Source organism: Pedobacter sp. GW822-FHT03F06, assembly GCF_058801365.1.
Genome location: NZ_JBXANE010000004.1, coordinates 237,360 through 257,772 on the forward strand (window position 1 = coordinate 237,360; position 20,413 = coordinate 257,772).

Annotated in this window: 19 protein-coding genes and 1 other RNA gene; 13 read left to right on the plus strand and 7 right to left on the minus strand. The window is 36.7% G+C overall.

Annotated elements, in window-relative coordinates; all coding sequences use genetic code 11:
• The first annotated feature begins 8 nt into the window (after positions 1 to 8).
• From AC1RJ8_RS08730 to rnpB, 7 genes are all read left to right on the plus strand, one after another.
• A complete protein-coding gene (locus tag AC1RJ8_RS08730; RefSeq protein ID WP_492953454.1) occupies positions 9 to 440 on the plus strand; it encodes a hypothetical protein in 432 nt (143 codons plus the stop codon).
• A 109-nt stretch (positions 441 to 549) separates the two neighbouring features.
• On the plus strand, positions 550 to 810 hold the full coding sequence (locus tag AC1RJ8_RS08735; RefSeq protein WP_492953453.1) for a YHS domain-containing protein: 261 nt from the start codon (positions 550 to 552) through the stop codon (positions 808 to 810).
• Positions 811 to 952: 142 nt separating this feature from the next.
• A complete protein-coding gene (locus AC1RJ8_RS08740; protein ID WP_492953452.1) occupies positions 953 to 1,603 on the plus strand; it encodes an SCO family protein in 651 nt (216 codons plus the stop codon).
• Positions 1,604 to 1,757: 154 nt separating this feature from the next.
• Complete coding sequence (locus AC1RJ8_RS08745; protein WP_492953451.1) at positions 1,758 to 2,183, plus strand: c-type cytochrome; 426 nt, start codon at positions 1,758 to 1,760, stop codon at positions 2,181 to 2,183.
• Positions 2,184 to 2,202: 19 nt separating this feature from the next.
• The gene (locus AC1RJ8_RS08750) at positions 2,203 to 2,430 is read left to right on the plus strand and encodes a UPF0175 family protein (RefSeq protein ID WP_492953450.1); all 228 of its coding nucleotides are present in this window, start codon (positions 2,203 to 2,205) and stop codon (positions 2,428 to 2,430) included.
• Positions 2,414 to 2,872: a PIN domain-containing protein gene (locus tag AC1RJ8_RS08755; protein WP_492953449.1), complete on the plus strand. Its 459-nt coding sequence runs from the start codon at positions 2,414 to 2,416 to the stop codon at positions 2,870 to 2,872. Before AC1RJ8_RS08750 ends, AC1RJ8_RS08755 begins: the two co-directional genes overlap by 17 nt.
• Before the next feature lie 48 nt (positions 2,873 to 2,920).
• Positions 2,921 to 3,302, plus strand: an RNA gene (gene rnpB / locus AC1RJ8_RS08760) — RNase P RNA component class A.
• Here rnpB and AC1RJ8_RS08765 read toward each other — a convergent pair.
• The gene (locus AC1RJ8_RS08765; protein ID WP_492953448.1) at positions 3,302 to 4,180 is read right to left on the minus strand and encodes a polyphosphate kinase 2 family protein; all 879 of its coding nucleotides are present in this window, start codon (positions 4,178 to 4,180) and stop codon (positions 3,302 to 3,304) included. The genes rnpB and AC1RJ8_RS08765 overlap by 1 nt on opposite strands.
• A gap of 144 nt (positions 4,181 to 4,324) precedes the next feature.
• Here AC1RJ8_RS08765 and AC1RJ8_RS08770 point away from each other — a divergent pair, with 144 nt between their 5' ends.
• Complete coding sequence (locus AC1RJ8_RS08770; RefSeq protein WP_492953447.1) at positions 4,325 to 6,775, plus strand: transglycosylase domain-containing protein; 2,451 nt, start codon at positions 4,325 to 4,327, stop codon at positions 6,773 to 6,775.
• Between the two features lie 174 nt (positions 6,776 to 6,949).
• Entirely contained in the window at positions 6,950 to 10,123 is a 3,174-nt protein-coding gene (locus AC1RJ8_RS08775) for a peptidase MA family metallohydrolase (RefSeq protein ID WP_492953446.1), read from the plus strand.
• Positions 10,124 to 10,310: 187 nt separating this feature from the next.
• Here the strand turns inward: AC1RJ8_RS08775 and AC1RJ8_RS08780 are convergent, their stop codons facing one another.
• Positions 10,311 to 10,661 (minus strand): GIY-YIG nuclease family protein, encoded by a 351-nt coding sequence (locus AC1RJ8_RS08780; RefSeq protein WP_029275228.1) that lies wholly within the window; start codon positions 10,659 to 10,661, stop codon positions 10,311 to 10,313.
• 133 nt (positions 10,662 to 10,794) lie between these two features.
• Here AC1RJ8_RS08780 and AC1RJ8_RS08785 point away from each other — a divergent pair, with 133 nt between their 5' ends.
• From AC1RJ8_RS08785 to bioD, 4 genes are all read left to right on the plus strand, one after another.
• Entirely contained in the window at positions 10,795 to 11,571 is a 777-nt protein-coding gene (locus tag AC1RJ8_RS08785) for an XRE family transcriptional regulator (protein WP_086546492.1), read from the plus strand.
• A 79-nt stretch (positions 11,572 to 11,650) separates the two neighbouring features.
• Complete coding sequence (locus AC1RJ8_RS08790; protein WP_492953445.1) at positions 11,651 to 12,103, plus strand: DUF4890 domain-containing protein; 453 nt, start codon at positions 11,651 to 11,653, stop codon at positions 12,101 to 12,103.
• Between the two features lie 74 nt (positions 12,104 to 12,177).
• A complete protein-coding gene (locus tag AC1RJ8_RS08795; protein ID WP_492953444.1) occupies positions 12,178 to 13,299 on the plus strand; it encodes an aminotransferase class I/II-fold pyridoxal phosphate-dependent enzyme in 1,122 nt (373 codons plus the stop codon).
• Entirely contained in the window at positions 13,300 to 13,908 is a 609-nt protein-coding gene (gene bioD / locus AC1RJ8_RS08800; RefSeq protein ID WP_492953443.1) for a dethiobiotin synthase, read from the plus strand.
• A 90-nt stretch (positions 13,909 to 13,998) separates the two neighbouring features.
• Here the strand turns inward: bioD and AC1RJ8_RS08805 are convergent, their stop codons facing one another.
• The 5 genes from AC1RJ8_RS08805 to AC1RJ8_RS08825 form a co-directional block, all read right to left on the minus strand.
• Positions 13,999 to 14,694 (minus strand): GDSL-type esterase/lipase family protein, encoded by a 696-nt coding sequence (locus AC1RJ8_RS08805; RefSeq protein ID WP_492953442.1) that lies wholly within the window; start codon positions 14,692 to 14,694, stop codon positions 13,999 to 14,001.
• A 26-nt stretch (positions 14,695 to 14,720) separates the two neighbouring features.
• Positions 14,721 to 15,620, minus strand: a complete 900-nt coding sequence (locus tag AC1RJ8_RS08810) for a glycerophosphodiester phosphodiesterase family protein (RefSeq protein WP_492953441.1) — start codon at positions 15,618 to 15,620, stop codon at positions 14,721 to 14,723.
• A 132-nt stretch (positions 15,621 to 15,752) separates the two neighbouring features.
• Positions 15,753 to 17,162, minus strand: coding sequence for a calcineurin-like phosphoesterase C-terminal domain-containing protein (locus AC1RJ8_RS08815; RefSeq protein WP_492953440.1), 1,410 nt, complete (start codon positions 17,160 to 17,162; stop codon positions 15,753 to 15,755).
• 87 nt (positions 17,163 to 17,249) lie between these two features.
• A complete protein-coding gene (locus tag AC1RJ8_RS08820; RefSeq protein ID WP_492953439.1) occupies positions 17,250 to 18,812 on the minus strand; it encodes a DUF5689 domain-containing protein in 1,563 nt (520 codons plus the stop codon).
• 25 nt (positions 18,813 to 18,837) lie between these two features.
• Positions 18,838 to 20,403: a SusD/RagB family nutrient-binding outer membrane lipoprotein gene (locus AC1RJ8_RS08825; RefSeq protein WP_492953438.1), complete on the minus strand. Its 1,566-nt coding sequence runs from the start codon at positions 20,401 to 20,403 to the stop codon at positions 18,838 to 18,840.
• Positions 20,404 to 20,413 lie beyond the last annotated feature (10 nt).

Consider the following 20,413-nt stretch of genomic DNA (forward strand, 5'->3'; position numbering starts at 1 on the left):
CACAGCATATGAACAGATTGAACATTTTGTTGTTAAGCATAGCAACAGCGCTTCTTTTTTCCTGTAAAACGCAACCTGACTCGAAAGCGATACGCCAGGAAGTACTTAACATTCACGATAAATTAATGATTGATGGGGAAAAAGTAGTGAAGAATAAAATGAAACTGGATAAGCTCTTGGTTTCAGATCAGATTAAACTTGCTCAGGATTCGGTGATACAAAAACAAAAAATCAACGACTTAATTATACGATTAAATGCTGCTGATGAAAAAATGATGGATTGGATGCACTTCTTTAAAGATGATTTTAAAGGAAAAACCGAGCAGGAAGATCTAGATTATTACAAATCTGAAATGATTAAAATCAGAGCTGTTGAAGATAGCTATATTAAGGTTACCAGAGAATCTGATTCGTTGATAAACACATATCAGGTTAAATAAAATAGTTTGGAAGTCAGAGGCCGGAAGTTTATGAGCATACCAAAACGTCGGTCTTCGGATACCAGACTCCGGACTTTCAAAGAAATTTGTTAATTAAAGAGAATTCAAAATGAAAAAAATAAATTTTATAATAATCCTAATTGGGTTAACAACCCTGTCATTAAAATCAAATGCGACACCAATAATCAATGTGTCACAAATAAGCCCTATCGATTCTGCAAAGAAAGCAACGGTAGATCCAGTCTGTAAAATGAAAGTAAAAGCTGAAACAGCTAAAACTACGGTATACAATAAAGTTACCTATAATTTTTGTTCAGAAAGCTGTAAACAGAAATTTGCAGCAGAGCCAACGAAATACATTCATAAGTAAAGTCAGGAGTCAGAAGACCGGATTCGAAAAAACATTTTGACCATCCAGACCTCGGTCTCCTGACTCCCGACCGCAGACTTTTCAAACAAATAACCTTCTAGACCAAATTACCTTGTATATTTACATTTTTTAACATAAAATCATGAATAAAATCACTGCTTATTTAGCTACATCACTGTTGGCTATTTCCATATTTACCGCATGTAAACAAGAGAGAAAACTTCCTTTTTATGGCGAGCGTCATGCCGAAACCGTTAGAGATGCAGCTGGAATAGAGAAAATTGACACTGTTTACCAAACTATTCCAAATTGGTCTTTCTTAAATCAAGATAGTACAGTAACAACGAACAAGGCAACAGATGGAAAAATCTATGTTGCTGATTTTTTCTTTACTTCTTGTACCACCATCTGCCCTACCATGCACCGCAACCTGATGACGGTTTACAATGAATTTAAAACTAATCCGGATGTGATGTTTGTATCACACACCATCGATTTTAAATACGACAGACCTCACGTGCTGAAAAAATACGCCAAAAAATTAGGTGTAGACGGCCCAAAATGGCTATTCCTTTATGGCAGTAAAGACAGTGTTTATACCCTGGCAGAAAAAAACTACTTAGTAGCTGTTGGTGAAGATAGTACGGCAAAAGATGGTTATATCCATCAAGGATATCTGGTTTTAATAGACAAGGACAGACGGATCCGCGGTGCTTATGATGGCACTAAAGAAGAGCAGGTAGAACAGTTGAAAAAGGATATCCCTGTTTTATTGGCGGAATATAAAAAGTAATAATCTAAATCGTCATTTCGATCCGATAGCTATCGGATGAAGTGCAGTCCCGAACTTTCGGAAGAGAAATCTAATAGATTTAGCTTCGCTGACACTATGTGGTTCTCGACTCTATTTCATTACGCTCGAAATGACGGTTTTACAACAAAACTCCATGCGCAAGTACATCATCAACTCCATTTTTTTCCTTTTCATTATAGGCATCATTGTATCTTGCCAAAACCAAGAAACAATCGATCTGCAGAATTACATGTCGAACGGAAAGGATATTTATAAAACTAAGTGTCAGAATTGTCACGGCGAAAATGGCGAAGGATTGGGCGAGCTTGCCCCCCCATTAACCGATTCGGTATTTTTAAAAACAAACAAAAAACGCCTGGCTTGTTTTATCAAAAACGGTGCAAATGAATCTTTGATCATCAACGGAAAAGAATACAAAGAAAAAATGCCCGCCTTCCCTGAACTAGCTGATATTGATGTAGCACAGGTAATGGTTTATATTACCAATTCGTTTGGTAACAAGCAGGGTTTTGTGCCTTACTCGGAGGTTTCAAAAGATTTGCAGAATTGTAATAAATAATATTTTGTATATTTAAGGCATGACAACGATAACCCTACAAGTTCCAGATAGCTTAGGCGAACATGAACACGATACGGTGCGCTTTATCGCTGCAAAGTTATACGAATCTGGAAAACTATCATTAGGCCAAGCAGCAGCTATGGCTGGCTTATCAAAACATACTTTTGCAGAATTGCTTTCTGATTATGGCGTTTCAATACTTAACTATCCCATTTCAGAAATGTTAAGTGATGCAGAAAAAATATGAAATAGTAATCGCTGATACTAGTTGCTTCATTCTATTAGAAAAAATTGGGGAGCTAGGCCTTTTGAAATTACTTTTCTCAAAAATTATTACAACAGATACTATTGCTTCAGAGTTTGGTTCTCCTTTACCTCCTTGGATCCAAATTAGAACACCTAAAAATATCACTTTTCAAAACTCATTGGATATTGATGCAGGCGAAGCAAGTGCTATTACTTTAGCGTTAGAATCAGAAAGTTCACTTCTTATTTTAGATGATCATAAAGGTAGGAAACTGGCACAAAGACTAAATCTCCTTTTCACAGGGACATTAGGCATAATTTTAAAAGCAAAAAATATCGGAATCATTCCTTCAATAAAACCTATTATTCAGAAAATACAAGAAACGAATTTTAGATTTTCTCAAAAGGTGCTAGAAGAAATATATGCACTAGCGAATGAATAGTACTATCACAATTGTGATAATATAGATAAAAACCTCATCTTTGCGCAAAATGCAGGTTGTTCTATCGCTGTTTCGGGTAAAACCGGAAGAGAGGAAAGTCCGGGCAACACAGGGCATCCCGCTTTCTAACGGAAAGGGATTCAGGATTGAAAACCTGAATTACGGATCAGTGCAACAGAAAATATACCGCCCCGGCTCATGTCGGAGTAAGGGTGAAAACGTGCGGTAAGAGCGCACGAGCACTACAGGCGACTGTAGTGGTTTGTAAACCCCGGGAGTTGAAAGACCAAATAGGCTAACGTACGTAGGGCTGCCCGTCCGATGTTAGTGGGTAGGTCGTTAGAGATAAACGGCAACGTTTATAGTGGATAAATGATAGAAATCCTGAGCAATCAGGAAACAGAACCCGGCTTATAGACCTGCATTTTTTTATTCACTCAATAAAATACTTTTTGTTTCATCGAGTTTGGCCACTTCTGCTTCACCCAAAACAGGAAACTTCAGATCCAGGCTTTTTAATTTATCTTCAATAATTTCACTTATTGCCAATCGGGCAAACCATTTTTTATCGGCTGGTATGATGTGCCAAGGCGATTCTGCTGTGCTTGTTTCGTTAATCGCGTCCTGATAGGCTTCCATATACTTATCCCATAAAGCCCTTTCTTTAATATCACCCGAAGAGAATTTCCAGTTTTTAGTAGGATCATCAATCCGTTCTAAAAAGCGTTGTTTCTGTTCATCTCTGCTCACGTTTAAAAAGAATTTCAGAATTACTGTTCCATTAGCCGTTAAATGCTCCTCAAAATTTTTAATACTCTTATAACGCTGTTGCCAAAAGCTTTTATTTATCTTTTTTACATCATTAAAACCCGGGATGTTTTCGCTTAACACATATTCTGGATGCACCTTACAAACCAACACGTTCTCATAATGAGAACGGTTATGAATACCTATCCTGCCACGCTCTGGCAAGGCTTTATAATGTCTCCACAAAAAATCATGTTCATATTCTTCCGATGTTGGCACTTTAAAAGTATATACCTGGCATCCCTGTGGATTTAATCCACTCATTACATGTTCGATTGCGCTGTCTTTCCCTGCGGCATCCATCGCCTGAAAAATAATCAGAACCGAATGTTTTCCAGATGCATATAATTTCTCCTGTAAATGATTGAGTTCTATTTTCGAATTCACCAATGCATCTTTAGCTTTTTCTTTATTATAACCGCCAGTATAATCTGTTTTATGGTTTTTTAAAGAAAATTTCTTATCTCCTTGTACAATTAATCCTTTAAATTCGTTTTTCATAATCATATATTGTTTTTAGATAAATCGATGCATCAATAATTTAAATATAGAACTAAAAAATAAGTAAATTAAATGCGTTAATTTGCATATAGAGTTTTTTATATTTAACGCCACAGCTTTTACCTAAAGATCATCTTATCCAATATGTTTAAAGAGATAAAAAACAAATACTTACGTTATTCTATAATATTTTTATTTTTTATAATAATTTTCTTTTCTGCCCTTCAATTAAACTTTTTGTGGCTATTTGGCTACTCACCAAGTGTTCGGGATATTAAAGCGCCTACTCTTCGTGTAGGTTCGGAACTTTACACTGCCGATGGAAAACTCATTGGCCGATACTTTAAAGAAAATAGAACGCCTGTAAATTATAATGAAATTGCGCCTAGCGTAGTACAGGCTTTGGTTGCTACCGAAGATGTGCGTTTCTACAAACATTGGGGTATTGATATACAAGCGGTTGGCCGTGCAGTTATTGGTTTAGGAAAAGATGGCGGGGCCAGTACCATTACCCAGCAATTGGCAAAAAATCTTTACCGTACTCGGTATAATAAATCGCAGGGATTATTGATCAAAATACCTTTGGTAAGAACCTTAATTGTAAAATTAAAGGAATGGATGACTGCTGTAAAGTTAGAATCTAACTATTCTAAAAATGATATTATCACCATGTACCTGAATACTGTTTCTTTCGGTAACAATACTTATGGGATAAAAACAGCCAGCAGGATTTACTTTGATAAGGAAGCAAAAGATTTAGCCACTACAGACGCGGCGATGCTTGTAGGTATGCTAAAGGGCACAACCTTATATAATCCAACTAAAAACCCCGCAAAAGCTTTAGAACGAAGAAATGTGGTGCTTGCACAAATGAACAAGTACAAGTACCTGAGCAAAGATAGTCTGGCAGAATTATCTAAGGAGCCGATTAAACTAAAAGAAGGCAAAATGCAGGATGGTAGCGACGGTGACTCTTATTTAAGGGCAGCTGTGGCAAAATACTTAGAGAAATGGTGTACTGATAATGGTTACGACCTTTACGAAGATGGATTAAAAATTTATACGACCATCGATTCTAAACTTCAAAAATATGCTGAGGATGCAGTTGCTGATCAGATGAGGATTTTACAGCGCAGGTTTTATAATGTATGGGGCAACGAAGATCCCTGGTACGATTCTGAAAAACAAAAGGTAAATTATCCCGAGAGAGCGATGAAAAACTTGCCGATTTACGCGCTTTTACAAAAGAAATTCCCTAACGATCCAGATTCTGTTACCGCTTATTTTAACAAAAAGAAAAGGATGCAGATCTTCACTTACAAAGGCGATCGCGATACTTCATTCTCTACTTTAGATTCTATCCGTTATTACGGTAAAATCATGAATACCGGAATGATGACCATGGAACCCGCAAGTGGTAAGATTAAAGTTTGGGTTGGTGGTATAGACCATAAATTTTTCAAATACGATCACGTTAATCAATCTAAACGCCAGGCAGGTTCTACTTTTAAACCTTTTGCTTATTTAACCGCATTAGAACAAGGCATGAGTCCTTGTGATAAATTTACAGATAAACCTGTTAAAATTGCTTATCAGGATAAAGGTGAAACAAAATATTGGGAGCCAAAAAATGCCGATTACAGTGTTTCGTACCGCGAAATGAGTTTAAGGTGGGCAATGGCGAAATCAGTAAACACCATTACAGCTCAGGTAACCGAAAAGGTGGGCTGGGATAATGTTGTAAAATATGCGCACGAGTGCGGAATCGATAGCCATCTGGAATCCGTTCCATCTGTAAGTTTGGGTTCAAACGATGTTACAGTTTATGAAATGGTAAAAGCTTATGCTACCTTTATGAATAAAGGCATCAAAACTGACCCCATTTTAGTTGAGAAAATTACCGATCAGGATAATAATGTAATTGATGAATTTAAACCTAAAACAAAAAGGGTTTTAACAGAAGAAATTGCCTGGTTAATGACTTATATGTTCCGTGGTGGTATGGAAGAACCAGAAGGTACATCGCAGGCATTGTGGGAATGGCCAGATCTATTTAGAAAAAACAATCAAATTGGTGGTAAAACAGGTACTTCTTCTGATTATGTAGACGCATGGTATATGGGTTTAACCAAAGATCTGGTAACTGGTGTTTGGGTGGGTTGTGACGAAAGAACTGCACACTTTAAAAACGGCGAACAAGGAGAAGGCTCCAGAACGGCACTACCTATTTTCGCTAAGTTTATGGAGAAAGTATACCTCGATCCAAGCTCTGGTTATACCTATGGCCCGTTTCCAAAAGCAACGGTTGATATTACCAGAACCTACAACTGCCCTAGCCCACGGATTATTAGAGATACTACATCAACTGACAGCTTAACAGTAGATTCAACAGATTTTACCGTTCCTGAAACACCAGAAACGGTTATCCCTGTAACGGTTGAACCTGAAGTAAAAAAAGAAGAAAAGAAAGTTGAACCTGTTCAAACTCCTCCAGCAACTACTGTTCCTTTAACCAGAAAGGAAGAAAGAGAACTGAGAAGGAAGCAACGTCAGGAAGAAAAAGAAAAGAAAAAGAACGAGAACATTCAGCCTTAATTTTTATTGCAATAAATAGCGCAGATACATCAACTATCCGCGCTTTTGATTAGAAAAATTTTTAAAAAGTGTTAAAATTTTAATACTGTTTTAAACAATTGCTATTTTTATTTCCCAAATCTCATACAATTTCATTTTCATAAATTATTGAACTTCATTACTAAAACTACATATATGAAAATAGGCTCTACTTTATTAAGGCGATATTCTTCTTTATTGCTCCTGCTTATTCTTTCTTTTTCTGTTAAGGCCCAATACTTCGGACAAAACAAGGTAAGGTATAAAAAACTCGACTTTAAAGTTTTGCAAACACCCCATTTCGAGATTTACTACTACATCAAAAACGAGAAACTTTTAAAACGGTTTTCGCAAGATGCCGAAACCTGGTACAAAATGCATCAGGAAGTTTTTAGAGATACTTTTTTAAAGAAAAACCCTATTATACTGTATAATAACCATCCTGATTTCCAACAAACAACAGCACTTAACGGAGAAATTGGAATTGGTACCGGTGGAGTTACAGAGGCACTAAAAAACAGGGTGATTATGCCTGTTATGGAGCTAAATAGCCAAACAAGGCATGTTTTAGGTCACGAGCTTGTTCACGCTTTTCAATACCATCTTTTGCTCGAAAAAGATTCGATTAGCTTAGAAAATGTTGGGCAAACACCATTATGGATGGTTGAAGGTATGGCTGAATATTTGTCGATCGGAAAAAAGGATGCATTTACTTCCATGTGGATGCGCGATGCCATGTTGAACCGTGATATCCCTTCGCTGAAAGATTTGACCAACTCTAACAAATATTTCCCTTACCGCTATGGTCAGGCATTTTGGACTTACATAGGTTCTCAGTACGGCGATACCACTATCGTTCCCTTGTTTAAGAATACTGCAAAATATGGTTATGAAAACGCCATCAGGTATACTTTTGGCTATGATGACAAAACATTGTCGGGTTTATGGAAAAATTCGATCGATGCGCATTATAAACCAATGTTAAAAGCAGATAGTTCGCAGATCAAAATTACGGGTACAAAAATCATCGACAATAAAAACGCAGGCAATATGAACGTTGCCCCTGCCCTTAGTCCAGATGGAAAATATTTGGCTTTCATGTCTGAAAAAGACCTTTTTGGTATTGATTTATTTCTTGCAGATGCCAAAACCGGAAGAATTATCAGGAAGCTGAGCAGCCAGATCTCTAATGGCCATATCGATGATTTTAACTTTATAGAGTCAGCTGGAGCATGGTCGCCGGACAGTAAACAGTTTGCTTTCAGTATCTTCAGCCATGGCAAAAACCAGATGATGATTATCAATGTTTCAAACGGAACCACAGTTTCTCAAACAGCGATGGATCAGGTGCAGCAATTCGGTAATTTAACCTGGTCGCCAAATGGAAAAGATGTGGCTTTTTCGGGCATGGTCGAAGGACAGAGCGATATCTTCTCTTACAACTTAGACACCAAAACAATTACTCAAATTACTAACGATGTATATTCTGATTATGCACCCAGTTACTCTCCCGATGGTAAAAAATTGGTATTTTCATCAGATAGAGCAGCAATTCAGGCGAATGTAGTTAATGCGGTACTGCCTATAAACCTGGCTGTTTACGATATCGCTTCAAAAACGGTGAGCAATTTAAATGTTTTTCCAGGAGCAAATAATCTAAATGCACAGTTCTCTTCAAATAGTCAAAATATCTATTTCCTATCTAACAGAGATGGATTTAGGAATTTATATAAATACAATTTCGCAGATAATACAGTAGATCAGTTAACTGATTATTTCACAGGAATTAGCGGGATTACCGAATTTTCGCCTGCAATTTCGGTTTCTACAACTGATGATATAGTGTACAGCTATTATCGCTACCAACGCTATACTTTGTACAATGCCAAGTTAAGCAGCTTTAAAGCGAAACGAATTGGTAATCAGGAGGAAAATTTTGATGCAGCTATTCTTCCTCCAATGGAAAACATAGGTGTAAACATCATCAATTCTAATTTAAATAATTTTGACCGTTTCGAAAAAACCATAGCCGATTCGATGAGGACTGTGCCCTACAAACCGAAATTCAGGTTAGATTATTTAGCCAATAGTGGTGTTGGTGTTTCTACCAGCCGTTTCGGAACTGGTGTTTCGGGAGGTATTGTGGGTATGTTTAGCGATATATTAGGCACCAATCAAATCATCGCAAACCTATCCGTAAATGGAGAAATTTATGATTTTGGCGGCTTGGTGGGTTATATCAATCAGAAAAGCAGGATCAATTGGGGTGCGGCTGTTTCCCATATCCCTTATGTATCAGGATTTAGGTCTTATGGATACGAAAATATCCCTGTAGGTGATAATCAAACTGTTAATGCCTTAGCAGACAGAACGGATATTATTAGAACTTTCGAGGATCAGATACAGGTTTTTGGGGCTTATCCGTTTAGTAAAATACACAGATTTGAATTGGGCGGCGCATTTTCACATTATAGTTACAGAGTTGATCGATATAGCAACTATTACAATTCGGCGGGTTACTATATTGGTTCAGACAAAAGCAGGATTTCTAACGACGTTGCTTCTCAGGACTACGGCATTCCGTTTAATTCTTTTACACTTTATCAGTTAAACGCCGGTTTTGTTGGTGATAATTCTATTTTTGGCCTTACTGGTCCGCTTGATGGTTTTAGATACCGTGTAAGTGGGGAAAAGTATTTTGGCTCCTATAATTTTGCTGGTGTAACTGCCGATCTTCGTAAATATTGGAGAGCTAAGCCTGTAACTTTTGCCGTAAGAAGTTACAATACTTTAAGAATCGGTAAAGATGCAGATAGACTTTATCCAATGTATCTGGGTTATCCTTATTTAATTAGAGGTTATGAATCAAACTCAATTTACAAAAGTACCTCTGCTCAATCGTCAGAATCTTTCGATATTAACCAGTTAACAGGAAGTAAAATAGCCGTTTTTAACTTCGAAGTACGTTTACCTTTTACAGGGCCGAAAAAGTTAGCTGCAATACCTTCTAAATTTTTATTCTCTGATCTGAATTTATTCTTTGATGCAGGTTTAGCCTGGACAAACGATACCAAAGTAAAGTTTAAAAGTGAGCCGACTTACACTACAGAACCTGTATTAGATAACAATGGTGTTCCAGTTAAAGATGATAAAGGAAATCCAGTTACCTATCAATCTACAACGGAACGTGTACCAGCAATGAGTGTTGGTATATCGGTAAGGGTTAACGTTTTTGGCTATTTTGTATTGGAACCTTATTATGCAATTCCTTTCCAAAGGAAAGATGTTAAAACTGGAGTATTTGGTTTAACATTTGCACCGGGATGGTAAAAAAATTGAATGGTGAAATGAGAGACTAATTGAATGAGAAAATAAATAAATTAACAAATAAGAAAACTAGCTAGTGCTTGAATGATTGGATACAGGTGATCCTTATCATTCAAGCATTTTTTTTATAGGTAGATTTATTAAGCATGATCTTTAATTCAATTATGAAAATTTTAAATCTTAGCATTGACTAAGATAAACTCGTAAATGATAGTTTAACCTGATTGCTTATATTCCGATGTAAAAGAATATTTTCGAAATCGAGCCCTATAGTTAAATCAATCCAATCTGGATTACATGATCTTACCAAACGTTCTTTTTGCATGCGTGTAAACCGACTAATTGATTTAAAACGAAGCAAAGCTTGAGCTTCTGTTTTAAACTCTTCAAAATAAACAAGGCGGGTTAATTGTTGCCCATTATCAAAAAATAAGTTTGGCATCTGTTTGTAGAAATCCAGTGTCTTCATTAAATCAGAGCTCATGCCCACGTGCATACTTGTACGATTTCTGTCGGTAACGATATAAACAAACTTTTTCATGATCTTATGTTTAAAAATTAAAACTAAACTATTTAGTATACCCTCTTGCAATTCAAAATAATATTACTAACTTTATGAGCATAAAATTACTAACTATTTTAGTAATTCCAAATTTATTTTAAAATTTATTTTTATGTCAAATATTTCAAATAATTTAAAGTACCTCAGGAAGAAAAAAGGCCATACACAGCAAAATTTCGCTGATATTATGGAAATCAAGAGATCGCTCATCGGGGCTTACGAGGAAGACCGGGCAGAGCCTAAATATGATTTGCTAAAAAAAATAGCCGAATATTTTGATCTTACCATCGATGAATTCATCAATGAGAAAATATCTGACAGCTGGAAACCGAAGCCAAAAAGCCAGGGTTCTAACCTAAGGGTACTGAGTATTTCTGTTGACCAGAACGACCGCGAAAACATCGAATTGGTTCCGGTTAAAGCGAGTGCTGGTTATTTGAACGGTTTTTCTGATCCTCAATACATTAGCGACCTGCCGAAATTTCAACTTCCATTAGCGGCATTAAGACAAGGTACCTTTAGGGCTTTTGAAATTATGGGCGATAGTATGTTGCCCGTGCAACCAGGCAGTGTGATTATCGGTGAATACCTGGATAACTGGAACGAAGTAAAAACCGGCGAAACTTACATCGTAATTAGTAAAAATGAAGGTGTAGTATACAAAAGAGCTGGTAACCGTTTCAGAGAGAATAAAGATTTAAAGCTAATATCAGATAATAAGGTATACGATGCCTATACAATTGCTGCCGACGACATTCTGGAAATCTGGAAAGCCAAGGCATATATATCTACTTCATTACCTGAACCTGCACCAGACCCAACAATGGAAACCTTGACACAAATGATGGCGCAAATGCAGAAATCAATCTCTCAATTAAATAAAAATTAACAATTTTTAACAAAGCCCGATTAAACCGTTTGCGTTTTTATGTATCTATTGTTTTAACAAACACATAAAAAAACAGAACATGAAAAAGGTAATTTTAACAATAGCAATTGCAGTAATGGGATTAACCGCTGCATTTGCTCAAGACAGTACGAAGAGAGTAAGGCGGACAATGCCTAAAATGACTGCCGAGCAAAGAGCAGAAAAGGTAACTGCCAGATTAGAAAAACAGCTAAGCTTAACCGCTGATCAAAAAACCAAAATTTATGCTATTGAATTGGAAAATGCAAAGAAAATGGAGGCCTGGAGATCTGTTGACCAAGGCGATATGAAAGGCAAAATGAAAGAACGTAAAGCCGCTATTGATGAGCAAAAAGCTAAAATAGACGGCATTCTAACTGCTGAACAAAAAACCAAAATGGATGCTTTCCGTGCCGAAGCCAGAGAAAAAGGAGAGAAAATGAGAAAAGGAATGGGTGGTAGAGGTAAAAAAGACAAAGCACCTGTAGTTTCTAATCCTCCTGCACAAGGATAAATAGCTCAAATATTAATTAATTATATTTTTGAAAGCGTTCCGATTATTCGGGGCGCTTTTTTTACTTTTGAGCGATGAGCAAAATTGAACAGTTTCTTAACGGCAAACTTCAGGAACGAAAAGATAACCTTTCGATCAGGAATTTATCGATTAACATCCCTCCTTTCGATTTTTGTTCTAATGATTATTTAGGTTTTGCCAGATCTAGTGAATTAAAAAAACAGATAAACAGTACCATAGCCACACTCCCCAATTACCTGAACGGAGCTGGCGGCTCGCGACTATTAAGCGGAAATACTGCATTCACTGAAGAAACCGAACAGTTTATTGCCGATTTTCACCTGGCTGAAAGTGGATTGATCTTTAATTCTGGGTATGATGCCAATATAGGGCTATTATCAAGCATCCCACAACGCGGCGATACCATTATTACTGACGAATTGATTCACGCCAGCATTATAGATGGCTGTAGGTTAAGCCATGCTACGCGTTATAAATTTCTTCATAACAAAATAAACGATCTAGAAACCAAACTGAAACTGGCGAAAGGAAATATTTTTGTAGTGGTAGAAAGCATTTATTCTATGGATGGAGATATTGCTCCATTAATAGAGATCGCAAATCTTTGCGAGCGTTATCAGGCCAGCCTGATTGTAGATGAAGCTCATGCTACCGGAGTTTTTGGCGCAAACGGCCGCGGACTGATCAACCAGCTTAATCTAACCAGTAAGGTATTTGCACGAATTGTAACCTTTGGGAAAGCCTTGGGCGTACATGGAGCCATCATTTTAGGAAGTAAAAACTTGCGCCATTACCTGATCAATTTTGCAAGATCGTTCATTTACACCACGGCTGCTCCCATTCATAATATAGTTGCAGTTAGATCGGCATACCAACACTTAAAGAATATTGATCATCAGCTGATTCATCAAAAAATTGCATTGTTTAGAAAAATGTTAAAAGCGCAAAACATTAATGCACTTGATAGCGAAAGTGCTATTCAGGGCATTTTGTTTTCATCAAATGAAGCTACTAAACTGGCCGCCACCACACTGCAAAGTAAAGGTTTTGATGTACGGGCAATATTAAGCCCAACAGTTGCTTTGGGCAAAGAAAGGCTGAGAATCTGTCTTCACAACTTTAATACCGACGAGGAAATTATTTCGTTGGTTAATCATCTTAAAGAATTGAATTAAATGGCTAAATATTTTATCACAGGCATTGGAACGGGCATCGGAAAAACATTAATCAGTGCCATTTTAACAGAAAAACTAAAAGCAGATTATTGGAAACCAATCCAATCGGGAGATTTAGATACCAGCGATAGCATAACATTAGGTAATTTAATAAGCAATACGCAAACGGTTATCCACCCAGAAAGCTATAGGTTAACACAACCCCTATCACCGCATTTATCTGCAAAATTGGATGGCATTGAGATTGATCTCAACAAAATCCATATGCCTTTAACGGATAACAATCTGATTATTGAGGGTGCTGGCGGTTTAATGGTACCCTTAAACGAAAAAGAACTGATTATCGATCTGATCAAAAAGTTGAATGTTGAAGTGATACTGGTTTCACAAAATTATTTAGGCAGTATTAATCACACCCTTTTATCAATCAACCTGCTTAAAAAGTACGAAATCCCGATTAAAGGTATCATTTTTAATGGCGACGAGAATGTGGAAACCGAAAGATATATCCTTCAATATACTAAAACAAAAAAGCTAGGCAGTGTACCTGGCTTAAAAAATATCGATAAAGGAAAAGTGGAGACAGCTGGCCAAAACCTTTTTATTTAACAAAGTCCAAAAGCTAGCCACAGCATGTTTTTATTTTGTAGTTCTCCCAAGAAGTCAAGTTTTTTGAAACTTGACTTCTTTCTAATCATATTATTTCTCAGTTAAATAGCCAGACTTTTTAAGAAAATCGGCCCAAACCTGATATCCGGCAGGAATAAGGTGTAAACCATCCTTGGTGAGATCAGCCTTTAAATGTTTGTCCTGATCGGTAAAATTTGGATACAGATCGATAACCGTTACATTTTTAGCCGCAAATTTCCTGATTTCATCATTTAACCAAAGAATATGTTCGTCTTTGCCATAATGGTTTTTAAATTTTTCGAAAGCAGCATTCACAGGCAAAAGTGTATTAAAATAAATCTTTGTTTTCTTCGATCCCTTTCTGATCCGGGCGATCATTGTTTTATAATTTTTTAAGATCACACTATCCGGAATATTCCGGGAAATATCGTTTATACCAATCAGGATAAAAACCTTTGCAGGTTTACCATCAATTACATCTTGTAAACGCTCTAAAACGCCAAAGGTAATATCGCCTGAAATTCCTCTGTTTTTTGCTTGGGGAAGATCTAAAAGCTTAGCCCAATCCGTGCCAGCGGTAATGCTGTTACCCAAAAAGACGAAATCTGTTTTAGATATTAGATCGGCTTTAAACTTAGCCACCAGCTCAACATATTTCCCGGGGCGGTAAGTGCTGTCCCATTTTACTACCTGAGCGCTAGCTGCCGTAAAACTCAGCGTAAATACAACAGCAGTTAACCATAACTTGTTAAAAAGTGCTTTCATATAATATTTTATAAAGACCTAAAATACTATTTTGCCTGAACTAAAATATCCGGATAATCAGAAATAATACCATCCACATTTAAGGCTTTTAATTTCTGAATATCGGCTAAGGTATTGGCCGTCCAGGGAATGATTTTCACACCATCAGCATGTGCTTTTTTAACCAGTTCTTCGTTTACCATTTGCCACACCGGACTTAAAATAAATGGTTTAAAACCTAAATCGGCGATATTCTCTTCATATGTTTTTTTATTGGCCACCAAAAAAGAGGTTTTCATTTTTGGGTACTTTTCATGAATAAGCTGGATTGTCCTTTTATCAAAAGATTGAACCACCACAAAATCAGCGATTTTTTTCTTCAAAATCACATCCATTAAAAGTTTAACAAATTCTTCAGGCTTAGGATTAGTGACCCCATCTCCACTCACACTACATTTAGTTTCGATGTTATAAAAAAACTGTTTACGTTTATTGGCCTTGATATCATGCTGAACGGCATCAATCAGATCGGAAAGTAAAGGAAGATGCGTTTTTTCTTTCTTCTGCTGAGGAAACAAATCGTAATATTTGGTCCCCAAATCGAACTGTTTAATTTCTGCATAGTTCATTCCAAAAACCGGATATTTTTTGGCATCTGTTACAGGGATATCCTTCCCATCTGGTGTAAGCATAAATGCCGGACTCAGATAATCATCGTGTGTTACCACAACCTTACCATCTTTAGAGATGTGGGTATCCATTTCCAAAGTGGTAATTCCTTCTATTTTCATGGCATTTAACATGGCCGCAATGGTATTCTCAGGCATCAGACCTCTTCCGCCACGATGCGCTTCTGCGCTAAATGCCGGAAATTTAACTTCCTGGCTAAATGATTTAACTGCAAATGCAGATATTAAAATAAAAATTGCTGTTGTATTCAGTTTCATATTTAGAAGAGATTTTATAGTGGCTTCAGATGTTACCATCTGACGCTGTTAATCTATAATTAGTTTAGTTTTTGAAATCATTAATCCGTCAGATGGTAACATTTGACAGCACAGGATCCGACAGCACATGAGTTACGCATTAATTTCTGCCTCAAATTTTTCTCCGAAACGGTCGGTAGCAACTACCTTTACTTTTTTAACCGATGGTTCGAAATGTGCCAAAAACAAATGATCTGTTGATCTTGGCTCTACAAACGGCCTCGGATTTGGCAGTTTATCGCCTTTATACAGCTTTACTGCCAGTGGATCATAACCATCTTGCTGAGCTAATACACCCATTGCTTTTCCATCCAGAAAATATTCTACTGTCCATTCAGGATCATAATTCCAAACGTTGGCAATTAACCTTTTCTGATTGGTTAATGTATCTACATAAATATCAAGTTGTTCTTTCCTATCTCTTCCGGTAGATTTGTAGTACCATTTCAGATTGGTTCCGTCTACTTCATAAACGCCATAGCCACGTGGTGTACCATCTTCACAAATTGGGCCTGTCCACCATCCGCCGCAAACAGTACCATGATTATGCTCATAAATGCCGTTTTTGATTACATTTTTATTAAAATGAGTGTGTCCAGACATGATATGCACGTTTTTGAAATCTTTCAGCACGGCATAAAAATCATCTTTATTTTTAACGGCATTATGTACCGGAATATGAAGGCAGATAATCAGTAATGCATCTTTAGGCACCAGTTGCAGATCTTTGGCCAACCATTCTAACTGTGTTGGGGTGATGTATCCGTCGTAAGTTCTTTCTACGCCCAAATAACGTACATCATCTAAAACTACATAATGCGCTTTACCTCTGTTAAAAGAGTAATAAGTTGGACCATAATGTGCTTGAAAAGTCCGGTCAGAAGTATCATCACCTCCCTGCCTGTAATCCTGATCATGATTTCCTAATGCCTGGAAAAATGGAATCCCGATTTTAGCAATAGCCTCATCATATGCAGGAAAAAGATCAAAATTATCCCAAACTAAATCTCCAACACCGATGCCATGAACAGGTGTTTTCCCCATTGTTTTTACCACTTCTCTTGTGTCAGGAACTGAAGTTTCCATCATTTGCTGAACATCCTTTTTATTCTTCACCTGAGGATCTGCCCAAATGATAAAGTTATGTTTGTTATCGTTTTGTTTTAGTGGCTTAAGATCGAAGTTTAACTTACCAGCGGTGTCTGGTTTATAATAGTGGCGTGCTATGCTACTTTCTGTTTTAAACTCGTAACCCGAAGGGGTGCTGATCCAAACAAAACGGGCAAGCTCATGGAGTTGGATCTGGTAATTACCCATTCTATCGGTCTGTACAACGCTGTAGCCATCAGAAATCACTACACCAGAAATAGCTTTACCTTTGCTGGTTACCGTTCCGCTTACCAATCCATCAACAGTGAATAAAGAAGATGGAAACGATTTTAAACTAACAAATAAGGTTGTGGTTAATAAGGTTGATTTTTGAATAAAGGATCTTCTATTCATTATGAATGATTTTTTACTTACTGCGGAAGAATATAAAATAATTTCTTCCGCAGATGACAAAGATTTTTATAGATATTTTTAAATTTATTATCTTATTTCAGTTGCGTTAGCAGGCTCAATATCTTTAAGTGCTGAGGTTTTAGTTAAAAGAATCGGAGTTTGCATTCTTGCTTTTACCCATTTATTTAATTTTGTATCATAAGCGCCGCCTAAAAGGTAGAAATAGCCTAAATCTGCAGTTAAATAGGTTAACGATTGTGTATTTGTACCTGCTCTGTAAAAAGGTTGAGGAACTAAATTTTGAGGATTAATGATATCGTAAATATCAGTATTACCAATTCTGTAACCTCCACCATAATTAGGGGCACCGCCAGATTGATATAATAGCCCGCCAGTACTAACCCACAATACATCGATAGGTACAGTAGCTCCGGTAACCTCAATACCTCTAAATACTGCCATCCCGAATGCATTACCACTATTTGCCATTAAACCCGTGGTGGCATTACCAGTAACTGTACTAGCTGAGTTAAAACGATCGCTCACCTTATTATAATCTAATGCCCTAATCCATTTTGATGAGGCAATTGATGTAGAATTAGCGCCGTTAATTAATTTATTTATACCACCAACATAGAAAAATTCGCCTTTGCTTACAGTGCCAGAAGTTAGATTTATTTTGTAAGTACGCTGCTGGCCAGTTGCCCAACCTTGTGCTGGTACACCCGTTGGTACAGATGCTCCAGCATTATTAGAAACTATTAAAGAAAAAGGCGTGCTGGCAAAATTAATATCTTTAGTAGCCCTGAGCTGAACGTATTCATTATTGCCATCACCACCATTTACATCACTTATAAAGCCTGAAATTACACATTCAGGAGCATCAATGTTAGTGCTTAAAGCGCCAATATCATTAGCATTAGTTATACGTAGTTGTGGAAGTATTTTATCATTAACGATTTTATTGATTATTATCCCTTTATAATTACCAGAATATGGTGGCTTTACAGATGCAAATGACGCTGTTGGATTGGTATAGAATCCGAAATCATCTGTACCATCATTTAAAACTTTATCGCCTGCTAAGGTTTCTGTAGCAGATAATGTTGGATTGAATGTGCATTTATAAATAGTTAGCAAAGTACATTCGTACCTATCTGGATAAGTAGCTATTAGATTGCCATATCCTCTCGAAATATATAAAGTTTTACCTGAAGCAATTTTAGTAACATCAGCAGCAGTTTTGCCCATAATTTGTAACGTACCATCAACACGTTTCAACACTCCACCTTCAATTTTAACATGAACAGAATCGCCAGGAACATATTTTGCAGCATCAGCACCAATGTTTATGGCAATACCTCTTAATGAATCTAGCCCACCAACAATTCTAGTATTTTGAATGATGAGCAAACCCGATGGCAAATTATTGGTAGAATGATCAGAAATTACCTGCCCTTTAACCATACTGGCCCCACGCATATTTTCGGTTGTAAGCGTTACTTCAGTATTTTTATAAATTTTGCGTAAATCAACATTTGGGATAAACATACTAGGTGTTGATAATACGTAATCGGTATCTCTTTTACAACTTATTATAACTGCAATACACCCTAGTGCAAACAGCATATTTCTTATTATTTTATTCATAACTTTTTAACTCAATTTTAAATAATTATGGTTTCTGCCACCACATTAAGGTATTTATGTCATCAGCACCTTGTGCAGCTATTGCATTATTATAACTAGTTGGATTTGTTGATTGTGTTACCACTGGATAATTTAACCTTGCTGGCATTTTTTGGTTGTTAACCAAACCGGGTCCTTTTGGTAGAATAGGATGCCCGGTACGGCGATATTCAAACCATTGCTGAAAATCCACCAAAAACATTGCGTAGTATTTTTGTATATGAATCATTTCTAACTGACTATTTCCGGATGTGGTATTATCCAATGGAAGTGTTGAATCCCAATCTAAATTGGCTGCCTGTACATAATCAATAAACCTACTATCAGTTGTTGTACTGATGTAATTTGGCAACCAATAATTTATCGCATCAACCATTCCTTTGTAGTAATATTTTTCAGTTGGGCCACTAATCCATCCTCTTGCAGCAGCTTCTGCCAAAATAAAATCAACTTCGGCAGCATTCATAATTATACCTGTAAAACGATCAGTTTGTAAGGTGGGCTTATTTTCAGCATCAGAATTAAAGTGAGATAAAACCGTAAGACCAGATCCCTGAGCATAACCACTTGGAATACCAACAAAACCACCATTTGGTGCAGCATCTATACAAAAACGATTAACATTGTTACCTGTTAAATTACTATTCATACGGGGGTCATCCCATGTTACCAGATTACCCAAAAAGAAATTGCAAATAGGAATTCCTCTGAAATCAGCAGCTCTAATATTCACCATAAATGGTGATGAAAAAACTGCGGTACTACTGTTTGTTCCGTTCCATAAAATTTTAGCCGTGTGGGTATTATTTTGCATTATCGGATATTCTGATGGATTGCCATCAACAATTTGTTTTATTTTGGCAATTATAGTTGGCGCAACTTCGGCTTTGCCCGATGCCCTTAATAATAATCGTAAATATAACGAGTTGCAAAACCTTCTCCATTTTGAAACATCGCCTTGAAAAACAGGATCGCCAGTGGTATTAATTGGCGTACCCTCTTTTAAAAGTTGGTTAGCTTGTTCTAATTTGGCAAACATATCAGCATAAATATCTTTTTGTCTGTCAAATTTAGGTTGTACGTTTCCCTCTTTACCTAAATTGGCTTCGCTATAAGGTACATCTCCATAAGTATCAGTTAATAATTGAGATACCCAAGTTTGAGCAACAAGTGATATGCCTTGATATGATTTGTTTAGCGATTCTGGCTTGCTGGCAATGGTATAAATATCTTTTAAATCAGTTAAAAATAAGTACCAATTGTTCCAGGTATAATCTGCCTGTGTTCTTCGTACATCGTACCTAAAAACACGACCTTCCGAATCGTTAATTTCAACTGTTACTTGCATTAGCTGGTTATTAAAATTCCAATTTCTGCTCATATTTGCGTTAAGAACACCAACTAAAGCAGGTGCTAATAATTGGTTTGCTGTTGTTGTGCTCTTGCCAATAGGATCGGTATTAACTTCGGTAAAGTCTTTTGTACAAGAATTAAAGGTTAAACCAATAATGGCTAAAAAAGTATATGCTAATGTTTGTTTATAATTTTTCATGTTGATAAAA

What these genes read in the sequence shown, in the direction of transcription:
- AC1RJ8_RS08730 (WP_492953454.1), top strand. Translation starts at nt 9, where the DNA reads ATGAACAGATTGAACATTTTGTTGTTAAGCATAGCAACAGCGCTTCTT.
- AC1RJ8_RS08735 (WP_492953453.1), top strand. Translation starts at nt 550, where the DNA reads ATGAAAAAAATAAATTTTATAATAATCCTAATTGGGTTAACAACCCTG.
- AC1RJ8_RS08740 (WP_492953452.1), top strand. Translation starts at nt 953, where the DNA reads ATGAATAAAATCACTGCTTATTTAGCTACATCACTGTTGGCTATTTCC.
- AC1RJ8_RS08745 (WP_492953451.1), top strand. Translation starts at nt 1,758, where the DNA reads ATGCGCAAGTACATCATCAACTCCATTTTTTTCCTTTTCATTATAGGC.
- AC1RJ8_RS08750 (WP_492953450.1), top strand. Translation starts at nt 2,203, where the DNA reads ATGACAACGATAACCCTACAAGTTCCAGATAGCTTAGGCGAACATGAA.
- AC1RJ8_RS08755 (WP_492953449.1), top strand. Translation starts at nt 2,414, where the DNA reads ATGCAGAAAAAATATGAAATAGTAATCGCTGATACTAGTTGCTTCATT.
- AC1RJ8_RS08765 (WP_492953448.1), bottom strand. Translation starts at nt 4,180, where the DNA reads ATGAAAAACGAATTTAAAGGATTAATTGTACAAGGAGATAAGAAATTT.
- AC1RJ8_RS08770 (WP_492953447.1), top strand. Translation starts at nt 4,325, where the DNA reads ATGTTTAAAGAGATAAAAAACAAATACTTACGTTATTCTATAATATTT.
- AC1RJ8_RS08775 (WP_492953446.1), top strand. Translation starts at nt 6,950, where the DNA reads ATGAAAATAGGCTCTACTTTATTAAGGCGATATTCTTCTTTATTGCTC.
- AC1RJ8_RS08780 (WP_029275228.1), bottom strand. Translation starts at nt 10,661, where the DNA reads ATGAAAAAGTTTGTTTATATCGTTACCGACAGAAATCGTACAAGTATG.
- AC1RJ8_RS08785 (WP_086546492.1), top strand. Translation starts at nt 10,795, where the DNA reads ATGTCAAATATTTCAAATAATTTAAAGTACCTCAGGAAGAAAAAAGGC.
- AC1RJ8_RS08790 (WP_492953445.1), top strand. Translation starts at nt 11,651, where the DNA reads ATGAAAAAGGTAATTTTAACAATAGCAATTGCAGTAATGGGATTAACC.
- AC1RJ8_RS08795 (WP_492953444.1), top strand. Translation starts at nt 12,178, where the DNA reads ATGAGCAAAATTGAACAGTTTCTTAACGGCAAACTTCAGGAACGAAAA.
- bioD (WP_492953443.1), top strand. Translation starts at nt 13,300, where the DNA reads ATGGCTAAATATTTTATCACAGGCATTGGAACGGGCATCGGAAAAACA.
- AC1RJ8_RS08805 (WP_492953442.1), bottom strand. Translation starts at nt 14,694, where the DNA reads ATGAAAGCACTTTTTAACAAGTTATGGTTAACTGCTGTTGTATTTACG.
- AC1RJ8_RS08810 (WP_492953441.1), bottom strand. Translation starts at nt 15,620, where the DNA reads ATGAAACTGAATACAACAGCAATTTTTATTTTAATATCTGCATTTGCA.
- AC1RJ8_RS08815 (WP_492953440.1), bottom strand. Translation starts at nt 17,162, where the DNA reads ATGAATAGAAGATCCTTTATTCAAAAATCAACCTTATTAACCACAACC.
- AC1RJ8_RS08820 (WP_492953439.1), bottom strand. Translation starts at nt 18,812, where the DNA reads ATGAATAAAATAATAAGAAATATGCTGTTTGCACTAGGGTGTATTGCA.
- AC1RJ8_RS08825 (WP_492953438.1), bottom strand. Translation starts at nt 20,403, where the DNA reads ATGAAAAATTATAAACAAACATTAGCATATACTTTTTTAGCCATTATT.